We start from the raw sequence: 20,653 nt of genomic DNA, 5'->3' as shown, positions 1-20,653 counted from the left end.
TCTACACAGGGTCGGAGCTGATAATCGACTCCGGAGTGCCCACCGCTATCAGCGCGCGGCGGGTGTCGGCGATCATCCGCGCCGATCCGGCGATCTGGATCTGCCGATCCGCCCACGCACCGAAGCTCGCGACCACTGCACCGAGATTACCGATCAGCGTCCGGTGCATGCCGTAGGGCGCATCCGCGGGCGGATGCGGGTACCACCACGGGTTGGTCTTCTGTTCGCAGACCGGGACGATGGTGAGCCACGGATTGCTCTGCGAGAGCTGCCACATGTTATCCACGTCGTACAACTCGCACGGGTAGCGGCCGCCGATGAAGAAGTGCACGCGCGGGTTGATGCCGCGCTGGCCCATTTCGATCAGCTGCGCGCGCAGCGGGGCGATGCCGGTGCCCGCGCCGATCAGCAGCACGTCGCGACCGCTGTCCCGGTCGACGTGCAGCCCGCCGAGCGGGTTGGCGATCGTCCACTTGTCGCCGACGCGGGTTTCGTTCACGATCGCGGGGCTCACCCAGCCGCCGCGGATCTTGCGGACGTGGAATTCGATCTCGCCGTAGGGATTTGCCGGAATCGCGGGCGAGAGGTAGCGCCACATCTTCGGTCGCTGCGGCACTACGATCGGCACGTACTGTCCGGCCTGATACGGGATCGGGCTCTCGGACTGCAGCCGCACGATCGCCAAGTCCTCCAGCACCCGGCGATGGCCGACGACCGTCGCTTCCCAGGACGGGCGCGACTTGTCGGAGTTGGCGCCGATGGCCATGGAGGCGGAGATGAGGATGGTGATGTCGCGCCAGCCCTCCTCGAGCGCGCGATTCCAGACGCCATTGTTGTAGTTGAAACTACGACAGGCGGCCAGCAGCGCCCGGCCTGCGGCATCGTAGTGCCCGGGCAATACGCCGTACTTGCGATGGTCGCGAGCCAGCTGCTCGAGAAACTTCTGCGCCCGCTCCCAATCCTCCAGATGGTCGAGCACATACTGGATGGCCGTCACCAGCCGTTTTGCCTGCATATCCATGGCAGGCGGAAACAGCTCGCGCAGTTGGGGGGTTTCCGCGAAGAGGTGACCATAGAACGCACTGATCAACCGCTCGGGTCCGTTGGGCGAGGAGATCACCGAACGGAAGTTGGCGCGGACCAGCGCAGCCGAACGCGCATCCACGACGTCGAGCTCCCTTTCCCTCTGATTGCTGCCCGAGGACATACCCGTAACCGGCGGTCCTCCGCGGTCAAGTATCCCCGAAAATCCCGTGGTCGTGTGGGTATGGCCCATCACGCCTCGGCCAACGGTAATCGGTGGGCAAACACCGTGCGCGGCGGGCCTGTCTCACCGGTTGTAGCAGGCGTTATTCACCGACGTTTGTGCGGACCGCGGGCGCGACCGGTTCGGCATTTCGGTGGATCTGTTCGACCGTCCTTCGAACGACCGGCACGCTATCGCCGGCAGCTGGGCCTGCGCACATCACGCTTCAGATGGTCAGCACTGTCTTGCCGCGCGCGCCCGTAGCGCCGATCACCGACGGCGCCTCGGCCAGCGGCACGGTCGCGTCGATCGGCACGACCACATCGCCTTCGGCGACGCGTTTCATCAGGCGAGTCAATTCCGGTGCGCCGCCAGAGGATTCGATATTGCCGCCCTTGATGCCGCGCTCGCGCAGCGCCGCTTCGTCGGCGGACCAGATGGTGGAATAGACGGTGCCGCCGTCGCGGACCAGCGTGGTCAGCTCGGCGAGTGCTTCGGGCGGGCTCACCACGTCGAACAGCACGTCGATGCCGGCGGGATGGGCGGCCGCGACCTGCGCGGTAACCGAGCCCTGGGTGTAGTCGACGGTTTCGGCCGCGCCGAGGCGGGTCGTCTGATCGGCCGCATCGCCACGTGCGGTGGCGATGACGTGGGCGCCTGCGATGTTCGCCAGTTGCACGAGGAAGGAGCCGACGCCGCCGGTCGCGCCGACCACCAGCACCGTCTGGCCCGGCTGGATCCGGGTGGCGTCCACAATGTCCTGTGCGGTGACGCCCGCGGTCGGCAGTGCCGCGGCCGCGCCGGTCGGGATGCCGTCCGGGATCCGCGCGAGCGCGCCGGTCTCCGGCAACACCGCGTACTCGGCGAAGCTGCCGTGGCCCGCCGGGGACGTAAGGAACTTGCCGACCACGCGGTCGCCGACGGCGAACCTGCTGACGCCCGGCCCGACCGCGGACACCGTGCCCGCGCCGTCGACGCCGAGGATCATCGGAAAGTCGTGCGGCATCTTCCCGTCCAGGTATCCGGTGGCCATCCGCTGATCGAACGGGTTGACCCCGGCCGCCTCCAACTGCACGCGGACCTTGCCTGCGCCGGGCTCGGGCACCGGCATGTCGGTCAACTCGGGTGTTGCTCCGAAATTCCGTACCACGATCGCGCGCATCTGTTCGCTCCTTGTAATTGGGAGAAGAGGTGACGCATCCGACGGCAACCGCCGTCGTAGGTATCCATACACCACCGACGTCGTGATTCATCGCATTCGACGGTGTCGCGGCGTAGCGTTTGTCAAGAGCCGAGAGGCTGGAAGAATTTCAAAGTTGAGCGGAACAGACTCAACCTTTCCAACGTTGAACGGTGAGGAACGGCAGTGAGCCGCGCGACCCATCGTGTGTCGAGCGGAATGCGGACCCTCGGTGCCGTGCACATCGACTAGTAGGAAGGTGACCGTGGACTCGTTCAATCCCACCACCAAGACCCAGGCGGCGTTGACCGCCGCGCTGCAAGCGGCGTCCGCCGCGGGTAATCCGGAGATTCGTCCGGCGCACTTGCTGGTGGCGTTGCTGGATCAAACCGACGGCATCGCCGCCCCCTTGCTCAAGGCTGTCGCGGTAGATCCGGCAACGGTCCGTCGCGAAGCGCAGGACATCGTCGACCGGCTGCCGAGGGCGACCGGCGCGACCACGACCCCGCAACTCGGCCGCGAAGCCCTGGCTGCCATCACAGCCGCCCAGCGCCTGGCCACCGAGCTGGGCGATGAATACGTCTCCACCGAGCATGTTCTGGTCGGCCTGGCCGCCGGCGACTCGGACGTGACGATGCTGCTCATCAAATACGGCGCCAGTGCCGACGCGCTGCGCGAGGCATTCACCACGGTGCGCGGCAGTGCCAGAGTGACCAGCCCGGACCCCGAGGGCAGCTACCAGGCGCTCGAGAAGTACTCCACCGACCTCACCGAGGCGGCCCGCGCGGGCAAGCTCGACCCGGTGATCGGCCGTGACAACGAAATCCGCCGCGTCGTGCAGGTGCTGAGCCGTCGCACCAAGAACAACCCGGTGCTCATCGGCGAACCGGGCGTCGGCAAGACCGCGATCGTGGAGGGCCTCGCCCAGCGCATCGTGGCGGGTGATGTGCCGGAGTCGTTGCGCGGCAAGTCCGTTGTCTCGCTCGATCTCGGCGCGATGGTTGCGGGCGCGAAGTATCGCGGCGAGTTCGAGGAGCGGCTCAAGGCCGTGCTCGAGGACATCAAGAACAGTGCGGGACAGATCATCACCTTCATCGATGAGCTGCACACCATTGTCGGCGCGGGCGCGACCGGGGAATCCGCGATGGACGCGGGCAACATGATCAAGCCCATGCTCGCCCGCGGTGAGCTGCGGATGGTCGGTGCCACCACACTGGATGAGTACCGCAAGCACATCGAAAAGGACGCCGCACTGGAACGCCGCTTCCAACAGGTGCTGGTCGGCGAGCCGTCGGTGGAGGACACCATCGGCATCCTGCGCGGCATCAAGGAGCGCTACGAGGTGCACCACGGCGTGCGCATCACCGACTCCGCGCTCGTCGCCGCGGCTACCCTCAGCGACCGCTACATCACCTCCCGGTTCCTGCCCGACAAGGCAATCGACCTCGTCGACGAGTCGGCATCGCGGCTGCGCATGGAAATCGATTCCCGCCCTGTCGAAATCGATGAGGTCGAGCGCGCGGTGCGGCGGCTGGAGATCGAGGAAGTCGCGCTGAGCAAGGAAACCGATGATGCCTCCAAGCAGCGTCTGGAGAAACTGCGCCAGGAGCTCGCCGACGATCGGGAGAAGCTCAACCAGCTGATGACCCGCTGGCAGAACGAGAAGAGCGCGATCGACCAAGTCCGGGTCCTCAAGGAGGAACTGGAAACTCTGCGCGGTGAATCCGAGCGCGCCGAACGCGACGGTGACCTCGGCAAGGCCGCCGAGCTGCGCTACGGCCGGATCCCGGCGCTGGAGAAGCAGCTCGCCGAGGCCGAAAAGGCTTCTGCCGCAGCCGGTGACGGCGAGGTGATGCTCAAGGAAGAAGTCGGTCCCGATGACATCGCCGAGGTGGTGGCGGCCTGGACCGGCATCCCGGTCGGCAGGCTGATGGAAGGGGAAACCCAGAAGCTGCTCCGGATGGAGGACGAGCTCGGCAAGCGCGTGGTCGGCCAGCCGGAGGCGGTGCAGGCAGTGTCGGACGCGGTGCGACGGGCGCGCGCGGGCGTCGCCGACCCGAACCGCCCGACCGGCTCGTTCCTGTTCGTCGGCCCAACCGGCGTCGGTAAGACGGAGTTGGCAAAGGCGTTGGCGGACTTCCTGTTCGACGACGAACGCGCCATGGTCCGCATCGACATGAGCGAGTACAGCGAGAAGCATGCGGTGGCCAGGCTCGTCGGTGCGCCGCCCGGCTATGTCGGTTACGACCAGGGCGGCCAGCTCACCGAGGCGGTGCGGCGCAGGCCCTACACCGTGGTGCTGTTCGACGAGATCGAGAAGGCGCACCCGGATGTCTTCGACATCCTGCTCGCCGTGCTCGACGAGGGTCGGCTGACCGACGGCCAAGGTCGCACGGTCGACTTCCGCAACACCATCCTGATCCTCACCTCGAATCTCGGTGCGGGCGGCGATCGGGAGTTCGTGATGAACGCGGTGCGCGCGGCGTTCAAGCCGGAGTTCCTCAACCGCCTCGACGATGTGGTCATGTTCCACCCGCTCGACGAGGAGCAGCTGGAATCCATCGTCGACATCCAGCTCGACCAGCTGCAGCAGCGGCTGTCGCAGCGCAGGCTGAAGCTGGATGTCAGCGATTCGGCACGGTTCTGGCTTGCGGTACGCGGCTACGACCCGGTCTACGGTGCACGGCCGCTGCGCAGGCTGATCCAGCAGGCCATCGGCGACACCCTGGCCAAGGAACTGCTGGCCGGTGAGATCACCGACGGCGACACGGTCAAGGTGAGCGTGACACCGAACGGGGAGAGCCTCATCGTCGGCAAGTAAGCGCGGCGTCGCTCGCCGAGGATCACTCGACCCGTGCGGGTGTCTCGGCGAGCGGAGCTTCGCGGCTGCGGCCGACGAGGCTGCCGCCGATCGCGAGGACGAGCATGGCGCCGACCAGCGCCCATCCGGTGGTGGCGGCGCCGAGCGCGGTCAGCACATAGCCCGCGAGCAGCGCACCGAGCGCGACGGCGCCGTCGGTCACGATATTGCCTGCGCCGACCGCTCTGCCGAGCGTGTCTTCGGGGATAACGCGTACCCGAAAGAGTGTCAGCGCCACATTCACTACGGTCCCGACTGCACCGATGCCGCACCACGACACCGCCATGATCGCGGGGTTCGAGCTGACGGCGATCGGCAATAGGAGCGCTGTCCATGCCCACAGCGAACCGCGATACACCGCGTGCGCACTGAATCGAGTGGTGAGCCGTGCCGCCGCGAACGAGCCGAGAATGCCGCCGACACCAGCCGCACCGAGCACCACGCCGACCGTCCACACCGGCCGGCCGCTGGTGCCGATCTCGAAGATCAGCAGCAGGATGACGACCTGGATGACCATGTTCGACAGCCCGCTGATCGCTGTCGAGGCACGCAGGAACGGCTCGGTCCATACGATCCGCACGCCCTCCCACGCGACGCTCCAGCGTCCGCCGCTGGGCCGGTCACCTTCAGGCTTTCGCGCCGCGAAGTCGCCGCGAATCGCCGAAAGTGTCGCCAGGCAGAACAGGTACGAGACGGCATTGATGACGAACGGCAGCCACCGTGCCATGCCAAAGGCGGCTGCGCCCAGTGCGCGGCCGAGCACGGAGCCGATGGGCTGCTCCGCCTCGAAGAACGAGAACGCCGCGGGGCGCTGCTCGCTGTCGACGACGTCACGAATCGCACCCAATTCGCTGAGGGTGAAGAAGACATAGGCGGTGCCCTCGACGAAGGCCGCGACGATGAGGAACGGTCCCGGGTTCGGCACGTTCAGAACGACGACCAGGGCGGCGACGGAGGTCGCGGTCAATCCGGACAGTTGGCAGATCAGCAGGGTGCGCCGCCGGTCTGAATAATCGGCCGCGATGCCTGCCGGAATCTGAAAAATCAGGCTCGGCACCGTGATCACGAACCCCGCCCAGCCCATAAGCGTCACGGAACCGGTGACCGAAAGCACCAGCAGCGGGTAGGCGATGCGAATGCCGAAGAAGCCGGTCAGCGAAACAACATTGCCGGACCACAGCAATACGAACGCCTTGTTCGTGTGAATTCCATTGCTGTTCAATCGAATACCATCACCCGACGGCCGCTGAGGTGATGTCGGCCCTGATGCTGGATTCGATGTGGCGGATCAACTTCACGAGATCGGCGCAATAGATCGAGGGATTCCGGAAGCCGGTGCCCTCGCGATACCGGTGCACGTAGTGTCCGCCGCCGCAGACATTGTGGAGGGGGCAGGCCCGGCAGGTGTCGCTCAATGCCTCGATACCGATCTGCCGAGCGATGACATGCGGATCCCACAGCGCTTCATCGAGCGGGTTGCCGGTCGCGGCCTGCTCGATCTTGGTGGCGCCCGCGAAAGCCGACTTCAACTCGTCGACCTGTTCCAGGGTCCCGTCGGTCTCGAACACCGCGAGGCGGACCGGTGCCAGACCGACCGCCTCCGTCGAGGCGTTGCGACCGAGCAGCAGTTTTATCACCACATCGAAGAGCCGGACCCTGGTCTCTACCTCGGGAGCGGAGTACCAGCGGTCGAAGATCGGGATCAGCCAGTCGGCGTAGGGCGTAGTGGTGGCGTCGGCCGTCTTGGCCGGTGGCGGCGTAGTCCAGTTGCCGTGGGGCAAAAGGAAATCCAGCGCGGGCGGGCCGAATTGTACGAGTGCCTCATAGGTTTCGATCGGATCGTTCTCGACATCGACCGTGCACAGTAGCCCGGAGTACAGATGTCGATGGTCGCCGCCGATGAGCTGCCCCAGCCCTTTGGCGACATCGTCGAAGCTGCCCGTGCCACGGCGATACTTCCGGTGGCGATCATTGGCCTTGCGGTCGCCGTCGAGGCTGACGCCGACTTGGATGCCCCAACGGTCGCAGATCCGAAGAAACTCCTTGTCGATCAGCACGCCGTTGGTCTGGATTCCTAGGCGCACCTTGGTAATCGGCTCCAGCAGCTCGCGCGCGGACCGGGCGAAGTACTCCAGCTTCTCGTGTCCGACGAGTAGCGGTTCGCCGCCGTGCATCACCAGATTCACCGCAGGCAACGCGAAGCGACGCGCGTGCTCGGCGATTGTCTTGCAGGAGTCGGTGAATACCTGATCGTCCATGTTCTTGGGTTGGTCGCGCCAGCTCTGGTCGGCCATTTCATAGACGTAGCAGTAGTCGCAGGCCAGGTTGCAGCGACTGTGGATCTTCATGACGTACTCGACGAAAGGGAGCGGCTGCCAACCGATTCGGCGCAACCCTTCGACATCCAGTCCGACCGTAGGCCACGATGCGCCCTCGGGATTCATCTTCTTCGCCTCCTGGCGATGTCCGGTCGAATCCTCCGGTGGACCCCAGCGCGACGAAACGGACGCGCCGGGGTCCACCGGAGTTTCGGCCTGTTGCTTCGGACCTACAGGGTCAGGCTGATGGCCGAGTTGAAGGCGTGGTCGTCGTTGGCGATGGCCGAGTTGAAGGCGTGGTCGTCGTTGGCGATGGCCGAGTTGAAGGCGTGGTCGTCGTTGGCGATGGCCGAGTTGAAGGCGTGGTCGTCGTTGGCGATGGCCGAGTTGAAGGCCTGGTCGTCGTTGGTGATCGCCGAGTTGAAGGCGTGGTCGTCGTTGGCGATGGCCGAGTTGAAGGCGTGGTCGTCGTTGGTGATCGCCGAGTTGAACGCGTGAACTCCGCCGTCGATGAGCGGAGTCAGATGACGCTGCAGCGCGGGATGCACAGCGGACCCGGTCGAGAGCTTTCCGACCAGTTCGGCAAGACCGATTCCGGCCGCGGCGCCGGTCGGAGCGGTGAGTGTTGTTGTCATGGCGATTCCTTACCAACAAAGGTGATCGGCCGACCTCGACTTGTAGTCGGCCGGCTTGGGGCTGTATGCCCGGATAGCGTGTGACAGCACGTTTCTCACGGATGCTCCGGCTATTGCCGGCAGTCCCAGGCAGGACGCTACGTCCGCGAAACCAGCTGCGGTATCAGACAACGTTCGGACATCTGACCGACCAACTACCAGAGATCTTGTCAGGCTTCGTTGGAAGCGCTGCTCCCGAAATCGACTCGGGCAAGTCCGTTCCTGCTGGTGACGCCCAGTTTGGGAAAGGCTCGATAGAGATGGTGCGCAACGGTTTTAGGGCTCAGTAACAGCCGAGCGCCGATCTCCTTGTTCGTCGCGCCCGCCGCCGCGAGTCGCACCACCTGGAGTTCTTGCGGTGTGAGCAGCGCGGCCAGATCGCATCCGGTCGGCACGGTCGCCTCGCCGGCAGCGCGCAGCTCGGTGCGGGCCCGTTCGGCCCAGGGCCAGGCATAGAGCCGCTCGAAGGTGCTCATCGCGCCGCGCAGCACCGAACGCGCCTTGGTCTTGGAGCGGTCGCGCCGTAGCCATTCGCCGTACAGCAGCGCGGTGCGGGCGTGATCGAACCAGCGTTGTTCGGCGGCGTGCAGTTCCAGTGCGCGCGCGTATGCCTCGCCGTTGCTGTCGAGCATCCCGCGACAGCGCAAAAGATGCGCCTGGATCCACGGTGAATGTGTTGCCGTGAACCACTGTTCGAGCGCGGCCATCGGTTCGACCGCGCGTTCCGGACTGCGCAGTCGAACCGCCGCCTCGACGCGATCACTCATGAGATGAATCCATTGACCGAGGGCGCGGTCCGGCCGCTCCCACAGCGCCTCGAACCGATCGATCGACGCCTCGTAGCGACCGTAGGCGAGGTCGAGCAGTCCGAGCGCCCACTCGGTGTGTGCGATATCGATGGCGTTGAAATCGGTACTGGCTTGGCGCAAGGCCTGTTTGGTGAGCCTGCGGCAGTGTTCTTCCTCGCCGCTGATGGCGGCGATAACAGCCAGAATCGACTCCGCCTGGCCGATCCGGTTCGGTTGGTTCACCTTCTGCGCGATGCGCACGCCCTCGCTCAGCGCCACCTCCGCTTCCCGGAAGTGGCCGAGCAGCATCTCGACGGTCCCGAGGGCGCCGTTGACAGCGGGCAGCGAGCCGTCCATCGCTAGCTCCCTGCACGTCCGAGCCAGCTCGACCAAGATGTCGCGGGCGTCATCGAGATCACCTGCGGCAGTAGCCTGGTTTGCCATCGCGACCAGTGTCGTCGGCGCGCTGGCGCGCGCGGATCTGATGCGTCGCACGCTCGTCCGAATGAGCCGCACCCCAGCGGCATGATCACTGGATTGCAGCGCGAGCAAGCCGTCCACCGCGGCGAGGCAAGGCGCACGCTGCTCTTCGAGGTCGAGCTCGGCCATTGCTACCCGGGCGGCGGCCACCGCCGACAGATCTCCCGTGGTCCATGCCGCGGTGGCGGCGCCGATCAGCAGCCGTGCCGCATGATGTGGTTTCACGGACGCGAGGTCCGCAGCCCCATCGACAAGCAGCCGGTGTGCGGCGCGCAGCGAGCCGCGGTCGAATTCGTTACGGGCTCGGACGATGGCCAACCGGGCCCGATCTTCCGGCCCCGCGTCCATCGAATGGACCGTCTCATCCGCCAGTTCGAGGGCTCGCTGGTGTTGGCCGGCGTCGAGCGCCGCTTCGGCGGCGGCGACCAGACGGTAGGCGCGGTCGGCCGGGTCGGGGCTGAGCCGGGCTGCTCGCTCCCATGCCGTCGCCGCGCGGGCGTATCCGGTGCTGGTGCGTGCGCGCCGTGCGACCGCCTCCAACGCGGCGGCCGCTGTTTCGTCGGGCCCGGTGGCGGCCGCGGCGAGATGCCAGGCTCGACGGTCGGGTTGGTCGGTGAGCGCCGCGGCCAATGCCGCGTGCACCGCGAGTCGCTGCGTGAACGGTGCGTTGCGGTAAGCGGCCGCGCGCTCGATTGGATTCGGAAAACTGACCGATTGGTTCATCACGATCACCACGCCGGACCGTTCGGCAGCCTCCAAGGCGTCGACCGTCAAACCGAGATCGGCGAGGACCCGCAACACCAAATCCAGATCACCTGTTTCCTCGGTGGCCGCAACCACTACCGCCATTCGGGCGCAATCGGGCCTGTCGACTACGTGGTTGCGACGATCGATCGGCGGCGCGGTCGAGCGGTCGCGTGGCTCTGTCGTCCGCGCTGCCGCCAGCGTGCGCTGGGCCGCGTCACCCAGCGGTGGCAATCGCATCTCGGGCAGGCCGTGCCCGGAGAACTCCGGCCGTCCCGCGAACAGGAGCGCGATCCGCTCGGGCCCGAGGCGCTCCACGGCGAACAGCAGCACCTCGGCGGATGGCTGGTCGAGCCAGTGCGCATTGTCGACCAGGCACAGCACCGGTTGGGTGCTGGAGAGCTCCGCAAGCAGCGACACCGTGGCGATGGCGACCTGCGTGCGATCGGCCGCATGTGGCATGTCGAGCACCTCGAGTGCCGCACGTTGTTGCCCCGGCAGTCTGTCGATGTGGCCGAGCGCGGGCGCGAGCAGCAGCCGCAGCCCGCCGAACGGCGATTCCGGTGCGTTTGCGTTCTCGATGCCCGCGCAGCGCAACACCAGCCAGGAATTGCCTGCCATTCTGGCCGCGAGATCCAGCAACACGGACTTTCCGGCGCCCGAGTCGGCGACAATCAGCAATGCGGCACTTTGTCCCGCCGCAGCGCCGTTCAGCAGTGCCCGGATCCGTAACTGTTCTTCGACCCGGCCATATAACACGGTATCCAAAGTAGCTGGCCCGCAACATTTCCGAACCCCCAATTCTGGTGGCAAACCTAAGAATGAGTAAAGGTTTCCGAATGCCGTCGCGGGCGCGACCCGCGCGCCGGATGGCCAGGTCTGCCTGCCTGCCGGCCTGACCCGGCCTACCCTGGACGCCATGACGAACCGGGACGATCCGTGGGCGCAGCGGCCGGAGGATGCTCCGACTGAGCATCTCGGTAGTCCGGACAAGTCCGGATTCGAGCGGCCTGCGCACACGACGGAGTACACCGAGGCATACGGCCATGGCGCGGGCCCGGCGTATCCGGCCACCGAGCAGTTCGAGGCGTGGACGCCGCCGCCGCTGAACGCCACTCGCGAGTTTCCGCCCTACGACAACCAGTGGGGTGCTTACGAGAGCCCCTACGGCCAGCAGTGGGCCGATCCGACCCTGCAGGACACAGGCGCGATGCCGGGCCAAGGTGGCATGGTCCCGCCCGGCCCACCGCAGCCACCCAAACGGAACACGGGACTGTGGGTCGCGCTCACGCTCGGTGTCGTCGCGCTGGTCGCGGTGGTCGGTGTGGTCGCCGGGCTGATGCTCGGGGGTGACGACTCGGCGTCGAGCGCCGCGAGTACCTCGACGCTACCGGGCCCGGCCAGAGTGACGGGCACGCCGAGGTCGGGTCAGTCCACCGCGACGATCCCCAGCATCCCGGGGCTCGGCAATATCGACGAACTCGGCGCGACCATAGGCACTATCAGCGCCAACAACGGCGGCACCCTGACCTTGAATACGATGACGGGCGGCTCGGTCACCGTGCACACCGACACCAACACTCAGGTGATCTCGCTGTCCGCGATCAAGGCCGCCGATCTGCCCGTCGGCGACATGGTCGTCATCCAAGGCGACAAGACCGCGGACGGGTCGATCCAGGCCAGAGTCATCATCAGCACCTCGTTGCCGGGAGGACCGAGATGAGCGACCCGACATCCGGCGAGTTCCTCGCCTTCGCTCGGCCCGGCGCGGGCCCAATGTCGGACTCCGTCCGGCACGGACGATTAGGCTAGACACCGATGACGGCATTGTGGTTCGGGTTGGCGGCGATCGCGCTGGTAGGTGCGATCGTGCTGCTGTATTTCGATCGGGTCCAACGACAGCGGACCGGTCATGCGCGCCAGGTCTGGGCGAAATCCCAGGGATACACGTACGTGTCGGTGGAACCGGCACTTGCGTCGACCTGGCGCCGCGGTGCGTTGGCCAAGCTCGGCTACCTCTCCGCGGTGGATGTGGTGTCCGGTATCCGCAAGGGCGAGAAGTTCGTGCTCTTCGATCTGGAAGACGCGGCGACGCTGGTCGCGGTGCGGCGGCAGATCGGCTCGGATATCGACGTCGACATGCGGCTCAAGACCGCGTCACCGCCCAAGGACGCCGACCTGGAACTACTCGGCGCCATCGGTGACCGGGTGGTTTTCGCGACCAATCCGGAAATCGCCAGGCACGCCGTCGACCAGCGGATGGTCGCCTTCATCGAGACGCTGCCCGACACGGTGCAGATGTTGTGGAGCGAGGGCAACTGGACACTCGGCATGCTGAATGTCGGCACCATCGCGCGGGATTGGGAAACCACCATCGACGCGGTGCTGCGGCTTTCCGGTCTGCTGCACGTGTTGCCGCCGGTCAGCGATGTGCTGGGAATGGACTCCGGTGACCACGACCCTGGCCGCCCGCATCCGCGCACCCGCACGCGTCACGACGAGCCCGGCGAGCGCGGTGAGCCGGATGGTCCGATCGGGGCCGGCCGGGTGGCGTCGCCGGAAGAGGATTCCGAGTACGACGATTCCGAGTACGAGCAAACAGGCTTCGACAAGTCCGGATACAAGAAGCCGAGTTATAACGCTGCCGCCTACGACGATCCGGACGAGGAGCCCGAGCAGCGCGCACCGTCGGCGGCGGCCGTCCAGGACCCGCCGCGCAGGCCGTCGCTCGCGGTGGTGCCCGACGCTCGTTCCCGTCCACGCGCGGACCGCTGGTCGGCCGACGACGAGTCGCCGCACGTCACCGCCGAGGCGGACGACGCATGGCCACCGATCGATGAAGCACCGGAGCAGCCCGGTGGCCCCTTCCATCCGGGATTCCGCCCATACCAGGGACCTGTACCGCAGTGAGCGGCTGGCACAGATTGCGCAGACATGACCGATAGTCCTGTTCCCGCGCGCCTGCCCGGCGCGACCCGTCCTGTCGCATTGATCACCGGACCGACCTCCGGTATCGGGCACGGGTACGCCGTGCGACTTGCCTCACTCGGCTACGACCTGGTGCTCGTCGCCCGCGACGAGCAGCGTCTTGCCGGGCTCGCGGCGGAACTGGATCGGAAGTTCGCTACCCGTTCGGAGGTGCTCGCCGCCGATCTGGCCGCTGCCGCGGATCGTGAGCGGGTCGCGGCGCGAGCGGCCGAGGGTGTCGAATTCCTGGTCAACAACGCCGGATTCGCGCATTCCGGGGAGTTCTGGACGTTGGCGCCGGAGCAGCTACAGGCGCAGTTGGATGTCAATGTCACCGCGGTGCTGCAGCTCACCAGGGCCGCGCTGCCGCCGATGATCGCCGCGGCGAAGGGGTCGATCGTCAACGTGGCCAGTGTCGCCGGTCTGATCCCGGGACGCGGGTCGACGTATTCGGCGTCGAAGGCCTACGTCGTATCCTTCACCGAAGGGTTGGCGGGCGGACTGGCCGGAACCGGTGTTCGGATCCAGGCCTTGTGCCCGGGCTTCGTGCGCACCGAATTCCATGAGCGAGCCGGCATCGAGATGTCTTCGCTGCCGAAGCCGTTGTGGCTGAGTGTCGATCAGGTTGTCGCCGGTTCGCTGCGTGACCTGGAGAAGGACCGGGTACTCAGCGTGCCCGGCGTGCAGTACAAAGCACTCACCACCGTCGCCGGAATGATCCCGCGAACCCTGGCGGCCCGAATGAATCGCGGCCTGTTCAACGCACGCGGAAGAACTTAGGCATAGGCGGTCAGGCCCGGAGGCGGCAGCGCACGCGTAACCACGGAGGGCCCCGCCCATGCGAGAAAGGAACACAGACATGATCGACCAGGCAACAAGCAATGACACGGTTACCAAGGACGCCGGGTCCGACCGCGATACGTTGGCCGCGCTGGTGCGCGAGCTGGCGGTCGTGCACGGCCGCGTGACCTTGTCTTCGGGCAAGGAGGCCGACTACTACGTCGACCTGCGCCGCGCCACCCTGCACCACAGCGCGGGACCGCTGATCGGCAAGCTGCTGCGCGAGCTGGTCGCCGACTGGGACTTCGAATCCGTCGGCGGACTGACCATGGGTGCCGACCCGGTCGCGCTGGCCGTGATGCATGCGCCGGGGCGTCCGATCGACGCCTTCGTCGTGCGCAAGGCCGCCAAGACGCACGGCATGCAGCGCCAAATCGAGGGCCCGGACATCGTCGGCAAGCGAGTACTGGTTGTCGAAGACACAACCACTACCGGAAACTCCCCGCTCACCGCCGTGCGTGCGCTGCGCGACGCCGGTGCCACGGTGGTCGGGGTCGCGACGGTCGTCGACCGCGAAACCGGGGCCGATCAGATCATCGCCGCCGAGGGGCTGGAGTACCGGTCTATCCTCGGATTGAAGGATCTTGCCCTCGGTTAAGCTGCGTTTGCGGGCCCGGGTCGGGTTCGGACCAGAGCTGGGAGCGACGAGCGACCGATAACGAGGCAACGCCGCGACCCGATATACGGAACGCATACGCCGAGCGCAGCGAGGCGGTCGGAGACAGTGAAGGGTCGTGTGGGTTACCTGTGGTGAGCCTTGCAGTCAACAACAGTCGTGAGAACGTCGCGATGCTCGGAATCGGTGCTTATCGCCCCCAACGCATGGTCAGCAATGAAGAGGTGTGCGAGGTCCTCGACTCGACCCCCGAGTGGATCTATGAGCGCACCGGCGTCCGCAATCGCCGCTGGATCAGCGGTGACGAGACCCTGCAGTCGATCGCCGCAGCAGCGGGCGAGCGCGCGATCGTCAACAGTGGTATCGATCGTTCGAAGATCGGCGCCTTGATCTTTGCTACCTCCAGCTGGCTGACGCTGACCCCGCACGGCGCCCCGAAGGTCGCCAACGACCTGGGGATGAACGGGATCGCGGCCTTCGACCTGACCTCCGGATGCGGTGGTTTCGGCTACGGCCTCGGTGTCGCCGCCGACCTGATCCGCGCTGGTTCCGCCGATTACGTGCTCCTGATCGGGGCCGAGACGATGACGGTCGGACTCGATCCGACCGACCGCGGCACCGCGATGATCTTCGGTGACGGCGCGGGTGCGGTGGTGGTCGGTCCGAGCGAGGAGAACGGCATCTCCCCGACGGTGTGGGGCAGCGACGGCGAGAACGCGGCTGCGATCGCGCAGGACGTCGATTTTCTCGAGTACATGCAGCGGGCGCAGGCCTTGCAGGGCACCGACCCGGCTGTCGAGCCGGTCGGCCGGATGTCGCTGCGGATGGAGGGCCCGCGGGTATTCCGTTGGGCGGCAGTCACTTTGCCGCGTGCGCTGTCCACCGCACTGGAGATGTCCGGTGTCGCCAAGGAGGACATCGAGGTGTTCATCCCGCACCAGGCCAACGCCCGCATCAATGAACTGATGAAGAAGAACCTCGGGCTCGCCGACGACATCCCGGTGGCCAACGACATCGAGAACACCGGGAACACCTCCGCCGCGTCGATCCCGCTCGCGATGGAAGAGATGTTGGTGACCGGTAAGGCCAAGGGCGGCCAGACGGCCCTGCTGCTCGGCTTCGGTGCCGGCCTGAGCTACGCGGGCCAGGTGGTCACGCTGCCGCCCGCTCCGACCGAGCCGAGCTTCAGTGTCTGATCGGCTACCGTCGCCGGGCCCGTCGCGGGGTGTGCGGCCGTTCCGGGCAGGCTTCCTCGTAGCGGCGGCGGTTACCGTGTTCGGGGCTGTCACCGGGCGCGAGAAGCTCCAATGGCTGGCCAAACCGTTGCTGATGCCGCTGCTCGCGGCGGACGTCGCGCTCGACGGTGCGGAGCTGGACCCCACCGACCGGGCTCTGTTGCTCGGGTCGCTGGGCGCCGCGACGGTCGGGGACGTCCTGTTGATCGATCCGGACAACGATCGTCGGCTGATCGCGGGTGCTTCGTCGTTCGCGGTGATGCAGACCGGGTATTCGGCACTGTGGTGGCGGCGCGGTGGGCGACCGCACGCCGCGGTGGCCGTGCCGCGTCTTATTGCCTGGCTCGGTGCGGGCGCGCTGCTGCGGGCCAAAGCGCCAGGTGTCGCCGCGCCGCTGGCGGCCTATGGCGCGACCTTGGGGACCGCGGCCGTGCTCGCCTCCGATCCCGATGTGGCACCGCACGCAAAAACCGTTGCCGGAGTGAATGTTCCCGGTGCCGACCCGCGCAGCCGACTCGGTATCGGTGCGCTGCTGTTCACCGTTTCCGACGGGTTGATCGTGCTGCGCCGTCTCTTCGCGCGCGGCGAGCGATCTCGTCGCGTCACCGAGGGCGTCATTCTGTCCACCTATGCCGCCGCGCAGTACCTGCTCGCCGACCCGAGGGCGCACGCGAAAGTGGCTGTCGCAGTATCGGAATGAGTCACAGGACCAGAATGATGCGGTCCCGGTTCTGTGGATCGACTCGGATCGAGATGGTCTCGCCGACCGTGAGCCGCGGCTTGTCGGCCGGTGTCACGTCGAAAACAATGGTCCCCCGGTAACTTTCGGAACCGGGCACGGTGAGTTCCAGATCGAATTCGGTGAGCTCGGTGTGGTGATCGGTGGGGCGTAGCGCATGCGCTCCCTCGATCGTCGCCCAGCCCTCCAGGCCGTGCCGCCACAGCCGCCGATCCGCCCGCGACGGACGCACGGCCAGCATCATCCCGATGCCGACGCAGGATCCGAACAGGCCGACGAGCGCGATGATCTGATAGGGCTCGGTTCCGGGCGGGGTGTGCGGCAATAGCCAGCCCAGCCACAGCCCGAGCAGAATCAGGTACCCGGCGGTTACCCCGAGCACCGTGCGGAAGATGCGCGCGTGGTCCATACCCAGCCTCCACCCGACTGTCCTGCCACCTCCAGGATAGGACGCCGCGCTCGGCTGTGAACGCACCTCGGCAAGACTCGGCGGATGGTCGGGCGAGGACGGCGGCGCCTCGATGGTGGTGCGCCCTTGTCGGTCCCTGATCTGCGGTCCGACCAGGTGCGGTCGGTCCGATCCGTACGCGTTCGGCGGGTCCTGCCGAGTTTTCGGCCTCTCCCGGGCAATCAGCCTTTCAAGCGCAATACCGCGAGCACGCGGCGGTGATGAGTATCCGACGGCGGCAGGTCGAGTTTGGTGAAGATATTGCCGATATGCTTTTCCACGGCACGCTCGGTGACCGTCAGCGTCCCGGCGATCGCATTATTGGACAGGCCCTGCGCCATCAGTTCGAGGACCTCCCGTTCCCGTGGTGTGAGCCTGGCCAGCGAATCCTGCTGCCTGGATGCGCCCATCAACTGACTCACCACCTCGGGGTCGAGGGCGGTGCCACCGGTGGCCACCCGGTTCAATGCGTCGATGAAGTCGCGTACATCGGCGACCCGATCCTTGAGCAGATAGCCGACACCGCTGGCACCGCCCGCGAGAAGTTCGGTGGCGTAGCGGGTTTCGATCCACTGGGAGAAGACCAGCACCCCGGTCATCGGGTACTTCCTGCGCAGCTCGATCGCGGCCAGCAGGCCCTCGTCGGTGAAGGACGGCGGCATACGCACGTCCACCACGGCGACATCGGGATTGTGGGTGCCGACCACGTCGCTCAGTGTGCTCGCGTCACCGACCATGGCGACCACTTCGTGGCCGCGCTCGGTGAGCAGGCTCGCGAGTCCGTCACGCAGGATCGCGCTGTCTTCGGCGATCACGATGCGCAATGGCGTGCTGGACGGTGGCATGGTCATTGCGGCCCGGCTTTCGGTAGCAGGATGGTCACCGCGGTGGGTCCGCCCGTCGGGCTCTGCACGGTGAGAGTGCCGTCGACGGCGCGCGCTCGCGCCGCCAGGCCCGTGAGTCCGCTGCCCGCGGTGTGTTCGCCCGCCACGGGTAGCAGTACACCGCCGATTCCGTTGTCGCGCACGGTGACCGCAATGGTTCGAATGTCGGTCGGCACCACAGATACCCAGACGCGGTCGGCATGGGCATGTTTGACCACATTGGTGAGCAGTTCGGCGACGGAGAAATAGGCGATCGCCTCGATGGCAGGGTGCGGCCGTTGCGGCAGATGAACCCGCAGCTCCACCGGAACCGCGCAGCGCGCCGCCAGGGTTTCCAGGGCCGGCGCCAACCCGAGTTCCAGTGCGGGCGGATGGATTCCGCGTACGAGCTCGCGCAGTTCGGTCAACGCGTCTTTGGAACTGGCATGCGCGTCGGCGATCAGATCGGCGGGGTCGCCGCCCATGGCCAGCCGCTCCTCGGCCCGCCCGAGCGCCATAGCGATGGTGACCAAACGCGCCTGGGTGCCGTCGTGTAGATCCCGCTCCACCCGGCGCAGCGTGTCCGCCGCATTCTCGACCGCGGCCTTCCGGCTCGCCTGTAGTTCGGCGACCTGGGTATCGCGCGCTGTCGCGGCGAGCAACGTGACCGTGAGCGCTCGGTGCAGCAAACAGGTGCCACGCAACAGCCACGGCAAAGCGAAGCAACCGAGGATGCCGATCGCCGAGAACAGCAGCACCTTGGGCCAGGTGTCGATATAGAAAGAACCGAACTGCGCGAGCGAATGATGCTCGACGCCGTTGTCGTCGACATTCGTCGGGTGCAACAGCACCCACGGAATCGGCGAGATCGCTGTGAACAGCACCACGGCTATCACGACGAGCACGAAATAGCCGACGACGACGCCGAGCACGGCTTGGGCGAAGAGGAAGAGAATGGCCCGCCAGCACGCCCGATCGGTGAACGCGCTTTTCAAGAATCCGAACAGCCCCGGCTGCGGCGCGAAGCGCGGCGGTGCGACGACCGGTGTGCCGAGCAGGTCCTTGCACAGTGCGCGATAGACCCGGCCCCAGGTCCGCCCGCCCAGGAATACCAGTGCGAGCACCCATAACCCGATGATGAAGATCGAGGCGAACAGCCCGCCGAGGAAGCCGAAGAACACATAGGCGATGGCGACGCAGCCGAGCACGAAAACCGTGAAGACGTAGGCGAATTCCTTCCAGGTCCGCGCCTCGATCGGCGCCCGTAGCACCGCGCGAAGCACTTCCTGGGCGGCGGATCGGCCGGGGGGTCCGGTCGGCACGGCCAGCACGCGGGTCGGATCGGTGTCTGTCTCGGTCATGGCTCCATGGTTGTCGTCGCGGCCGTGGGATTCGATGGAGCTGTCCGCCGAATGGATGGTGTGGCCAGCTACACCTAACTACCATCCACGCATGAGCTACCCGCCGCCGCCGCCGCAGTACGGCTATTCACCCTATGGCTATGGCCCGCCGCAGGAACATCCGCAGGCCACCCTGATCTTGATTCTCGGTGTCCTCGGTCTGGCGTTCTGCCAGGTGCTCGGACCGTTCGCGTGGGTGATGGGCAAGAGGGCGCTCAACGAGATCGACGCGTCGGGCGGCGCGATGGGCGGACGCAGCAATGTCATGGTCGGCTACGTGTGCGGCATCATCGGCTCGGTGATGATCATCGTCGGCTTGCTGTTCGTGGTGTTCTTCGTGGTTCTCGGTATCGCCGGCGCGCTCACCAGCTCGAGCTATTGAGCCCGCGCGCATCCGCCTCGTGTGACGGCGGTGTCGCGACCGGAATTAGCATCATCCGAGTGAATGACCCAGTGTCGGGCACCTCGGAGCAGGAGCCGCCAGGACCCACCGAGTGGGGCGAGCATCCGCACGGTGTCGGCCCGTGGGCCGACGAGCACACCGAACCGCCGCCGGAGGATCCGCGCTTCGACAAGGAGCTGCTCGCGGGCGGCGACCGCCGCAATGTGGTCGACGCCTACCGCTATTGGACCCGCGAGGCCATCATCGCCGATATCGACCGGCGCAGGCACCCTTTCCATGTGGCCATCGAAAACTTCGGGCACGACGCGAATATCGGCACCGTAGTGCGCACCGCGAACGCCTTTGCCGCGGCCGCTGTGCACATCGTCGGCAGGCGGCGGTGGAATCGCCGCGGCGCCATGGTCACCGACCGCTACCAGCACATCGAGCATCACACCGATGTGGCCGAGCTGCTCGCCTACGCCGCGCGCGCGGATCTCACGGTGGTCGCGGTGGACAACACGCCTGGCTCGGTGCCGCTGGAAACCGCGGTGCTGCCGCGCCGCTGCCTGCTGCTTTTCGGGCAGGAAGGCCCCGGCGTCACCCAGCATGCGAAGGACGCGGCGGTCATGACGGTCTCGATCGCCCAGTTCGGTTCGACCCGCAGTATCAATGCCGGCGTCGCGGCGGGAATCGCAATGCATGCGTGGATCTGTCAACATGCCGATTTGGCCTCAGCTTGGTAACGAAAACAGGCGTAAAAACCGGCGTCCAACTGGCACCATTGATCTATGACATCGCGGAGCCCGCATACCGGGCAAGGCACGGGTGGGGACAGAGCGGCGCCGACGCCCGCGGTGTGGTCGGAGCGCG

Annotated in this window: 18 protein-coding genes; 9 read left to right on the top strand and 9 right to left on the bottom strand. The window is 66.6% G+C overall.

Annotated elements, in window-relative coordinates; translation table 11 throughout:
- Position 1: 1 nt before the first annotated feature.
- Entirely contained in the window at positions 2-1,165 is a 1,164-nt protein-coding gene (locus tag ACLMAL_RS19685; RefSeq protein WP_412000403.1) for an FAD-binding oxidoreductase, read from the bottom strand.
- 307 nt (positions 1,166-1,472) lie between these two features.
- Positions 1,473-2,408 carry an NADP-dependent oxidoreductase gene (locus tag ACLMAL_RS19680; RefSeq protein ID WP_412000402.1) on the bottom strand — a complete coding sequence of 312 codons (936 nt, stop codon included), beginning with the start codon at positions 2,406-2,408 and terminating at the stop codon, positions 1,473-1,475.
- A 283-nt stretch (positions 2,409-2,691) separates the two neighbouring features.
- Here ACLMAL_RS19680 and clpB point away from each other — a divergent pair, with 283 nt between their 5' ends.
- Positions 2,692-5,247 carry an ATP-dependent chaperone ClpB gene (clpB, locus tag ACLMAL_RS19675; RefSeq protein WP_328412489.1) on the top strand — a complete coding sequence of 852 codons (2,556 nt, stop codon included), beginning with the start codon at positions 2,692-2,694 and terminating at the stop codon, positions 5,245-5,247.
- A 22-nt stretch (positions 5,248-5,269) separates the two neighbouring features.
- Here the strand turns inward: clpB and ACLMAL_RS19670 are convergent, their stop codons facing one another.
- From ACLMAL_RS19670 to ACLMAL_RS19655, 4 genes are all read right to left on the bottom strand, one after another.
- Entirely contained in the window at positions 5,270-6,508 is a 1,239-nt protein-coding gene (locus tag ACLMAL_RS19670; RefSeq protein ID WP_412000401.1) for an MFS transporter, read from the bottom strand.
- Between the two features lie 10 nt (positions 6,509-6,518).
- Entirely contained in the window at positions 6,519-7,730 is a 1,212-nt protein-coding gene (locus ACLMAL_RS19665; RefSeq protein ID WP_412000400.1) for an FxsB family cyclophane-forming radical SAM/SPASM peptide maturase, read from the bottom strand.
- Between the two features lie 104 nt (positions 7,731-7,834).
- Positions 7,835-8,239: a hypothetical protein gene (locus tag ACLMAL_RS19660; RefSeq protein WP_412000399.1), complete on the bottom strand. Its 405-nt coding sequence runs from the start codon at positions 8,237-8,239 to the stop codon at positions 7,835-7,837.
- Positions 8,240-8,448: 209 nt separating this feature from the next.
- A complete protein-coding gene (locus tag ACLMAL_RS19655; RefSeq protein ID WP_412000398.1) occupies positions 8,449-11,049 on the bottom strand; it encodes a LuxR C-terminal-related transcriptional regulator in 2,601 nt (866 codons plus the stop codon).
- A gap of 160 nt (positions 11,050-11,209) precedes the next feature.
- Between ACLMAL_RS19655 and ACLMAL_RS19650 the strand changes: the two genes are divergently transcribed.
- The 6 genes from ACLMAL_RS19650 to ACLMAL_RS19625 all read left to right on the top strand — a co-directional run bounded on the left by ACLMAL_RS19650 (position 11,210) and on the right by ACLMAL_RS19625 (position 16,648).
- Positions 11,210-12,013, top strand: coding sequence for a DUF5666 domain-containing protein (locus tag ACLMAL_RS19650; protein ID WP_412000397.1), 804 nt, complete (start codon positions 11,210-11,212; stop codon positions 12,011-12,013).
- Positions 12,014-12,108: 95 nt separating this feature from the next.
- The gene (locus tag ACLMAL_RS19645) at positions 12,109-13,200 is read left to right on the top strand and encodes a hypothetical protein (RefSeq protein ID WP_412000396.1); all 1,092 of its coding nucleotides are present in this window, start codon (positions 12,109-12,111) and stop codon (positions 13,198-13,200) included.
- A 24-nt stretch (positions 13,201-13,224) separates the two neighbouring features.
- On the top strand, positions 13,225-14,037 hold the full coding sequence (locus ACLMAL_RS19640) for an SDR family NAD(P)-dependent oxidoreductase (RefSeq protein WP_328406991.1): 813 nt from the start codon (positions 13,225-13,227) through the stop codon (positions 14,035-14,037).
- A gap of 79 nt (positions 14,038-14,116) precedes the next feature.
- Positions 14,117-14,695 carry an orotate phosphoribosyltransferase gene (gene pyrE / locus ACLMAL_RS19635; protein WP_412000395.1) on the top strand — a complete coding sequence of 193 codons (579 nt, stop codon included), beginning with the start codon at positions 14,117-14,119 and terminating at the stop codon, positions 14,693-14,695.
- Positions 14,696-14,844: 149 nt separating this feature from the next.
- Positions 14,845-15,909 carry a beta-ketoacyl-ACP synthase 3 gene (locus ACLMAL_RS19630; protein ID WP_412000394.1) on the top strand — a complete coding sequence of 355 codons (1,065 nt, stop codon included), beginning with the start codon at positions 14,845-14,847 and terminating at the stop codon, positions 15,907-15,909.
- 31 nt (positions 15,910-15,940) lie between these two features.
- The gene (locus ACLMAL_RS19625) at positions 15,941-16,648 is read left to right on the top strand and encodes a lysoplasmalogenase (RefSeq protein ID WP_412000476.1); all 708 of its coding nucleotides are present in this window, start codon (positions 15,941-15,943) and stop codon (positions 16,646-16,648) included.
- A 1-nt stretch (position 16,649) separates the two neighbouring features.
- On the opposite strand, the gene ACLMAL_RS19620 is transcribed toward ACLMAL_RS19625, so the two are convergent.
- The 3 genes from ACLMAL_RS19620 to ACLMAL_RS19610 form a co-directional block, all read right to left on the bottom strand.
- The gene (locus ACLMAL_RS19620; protein ID WP_412000393.1) at positions 16,650-17,096 is read right to left on the bottom strand and encodes a hypothetical protein; all 447 of its coding nucleotides are present in this window, start codon (positions 17,094-17,096) and stop codon (positions 16,650-16,652) included.
- A 221-nt stretch (positions 17,097-17,317) separates the two neighbouring features.
- Positions 17,318-17,986 (bottom strand): LuxR C-terminal-related transcriptional regulator, encoded by a 669-nt coding sequence (locus ACLMAL_RS19615; protein ID WP_412000392.1) that lies wholly within the window; start codon positions 17,984-17,986, stop codon positions 17,318-17,320.
- On the bottom strand, positions 17,983-19,359 hold the full coding sequence (locus ACLMAL_RS19610; RefSeq protein ID WP_412000391.1) for a sensor histidine kinase: 1,377 nt from the start codon (positions 19,357-19,359) through the stop codon (positions 17,983-17,985). The genes ACLMAL_RS19615 and ACLMAL_RS19610 overlap by 4 nt, the downstream gene beginning before the upstream one ends.
- Before the next feature lie 91 nt (positions 19,360-19,450).
- Here ACLMAL_RS19610 and ACLMAL_RS19605 point away from each other — a divergent pair, with 91 nt between their 5' ends.
- Both ACLMAL_RS19605 and ACLMAL_RS19600 read left to right on the top strand, forming a co-directional pair.
- Complete coding sequence (locus tag ACLMAL_RS19605) at positions 19,451-19,780, top strand: DUF4190 domain-containing protein (protein ID WP_412000390.1); 330 nt, start codon at positions 19,451-19,453, stop codon at positions 19,778-19,780.
- Positions 19,781-19,839: 59 nt separating this feature from the next.
- Complete coding sequence (locus ACLMAL_RS19600; protein WP_406234251.1) at positions 19,840-20,526, top strand: TrmH family RNA methyltransferase; 687 nt, start codon at positions 19,840-19,842, stop codon at positions 20,524-20,526.
- Positions 20,527-20,653 lie beyond the last annotated feature (127 nt).

The organism is Nocardia sp. CWNU-33, from assembly GCF_046764895.1.
Classification (GTDB): Bacteria; Actinomycetota; Actinomycetes; order Mycobacteriales; family Mycobacteriaceae; genus Nocardia.
The sequence above is the reverse complement of the archived record's forward strand: the minus strand, read 5'-3'. Positions and strand labels throughout refer to the sequence as shown.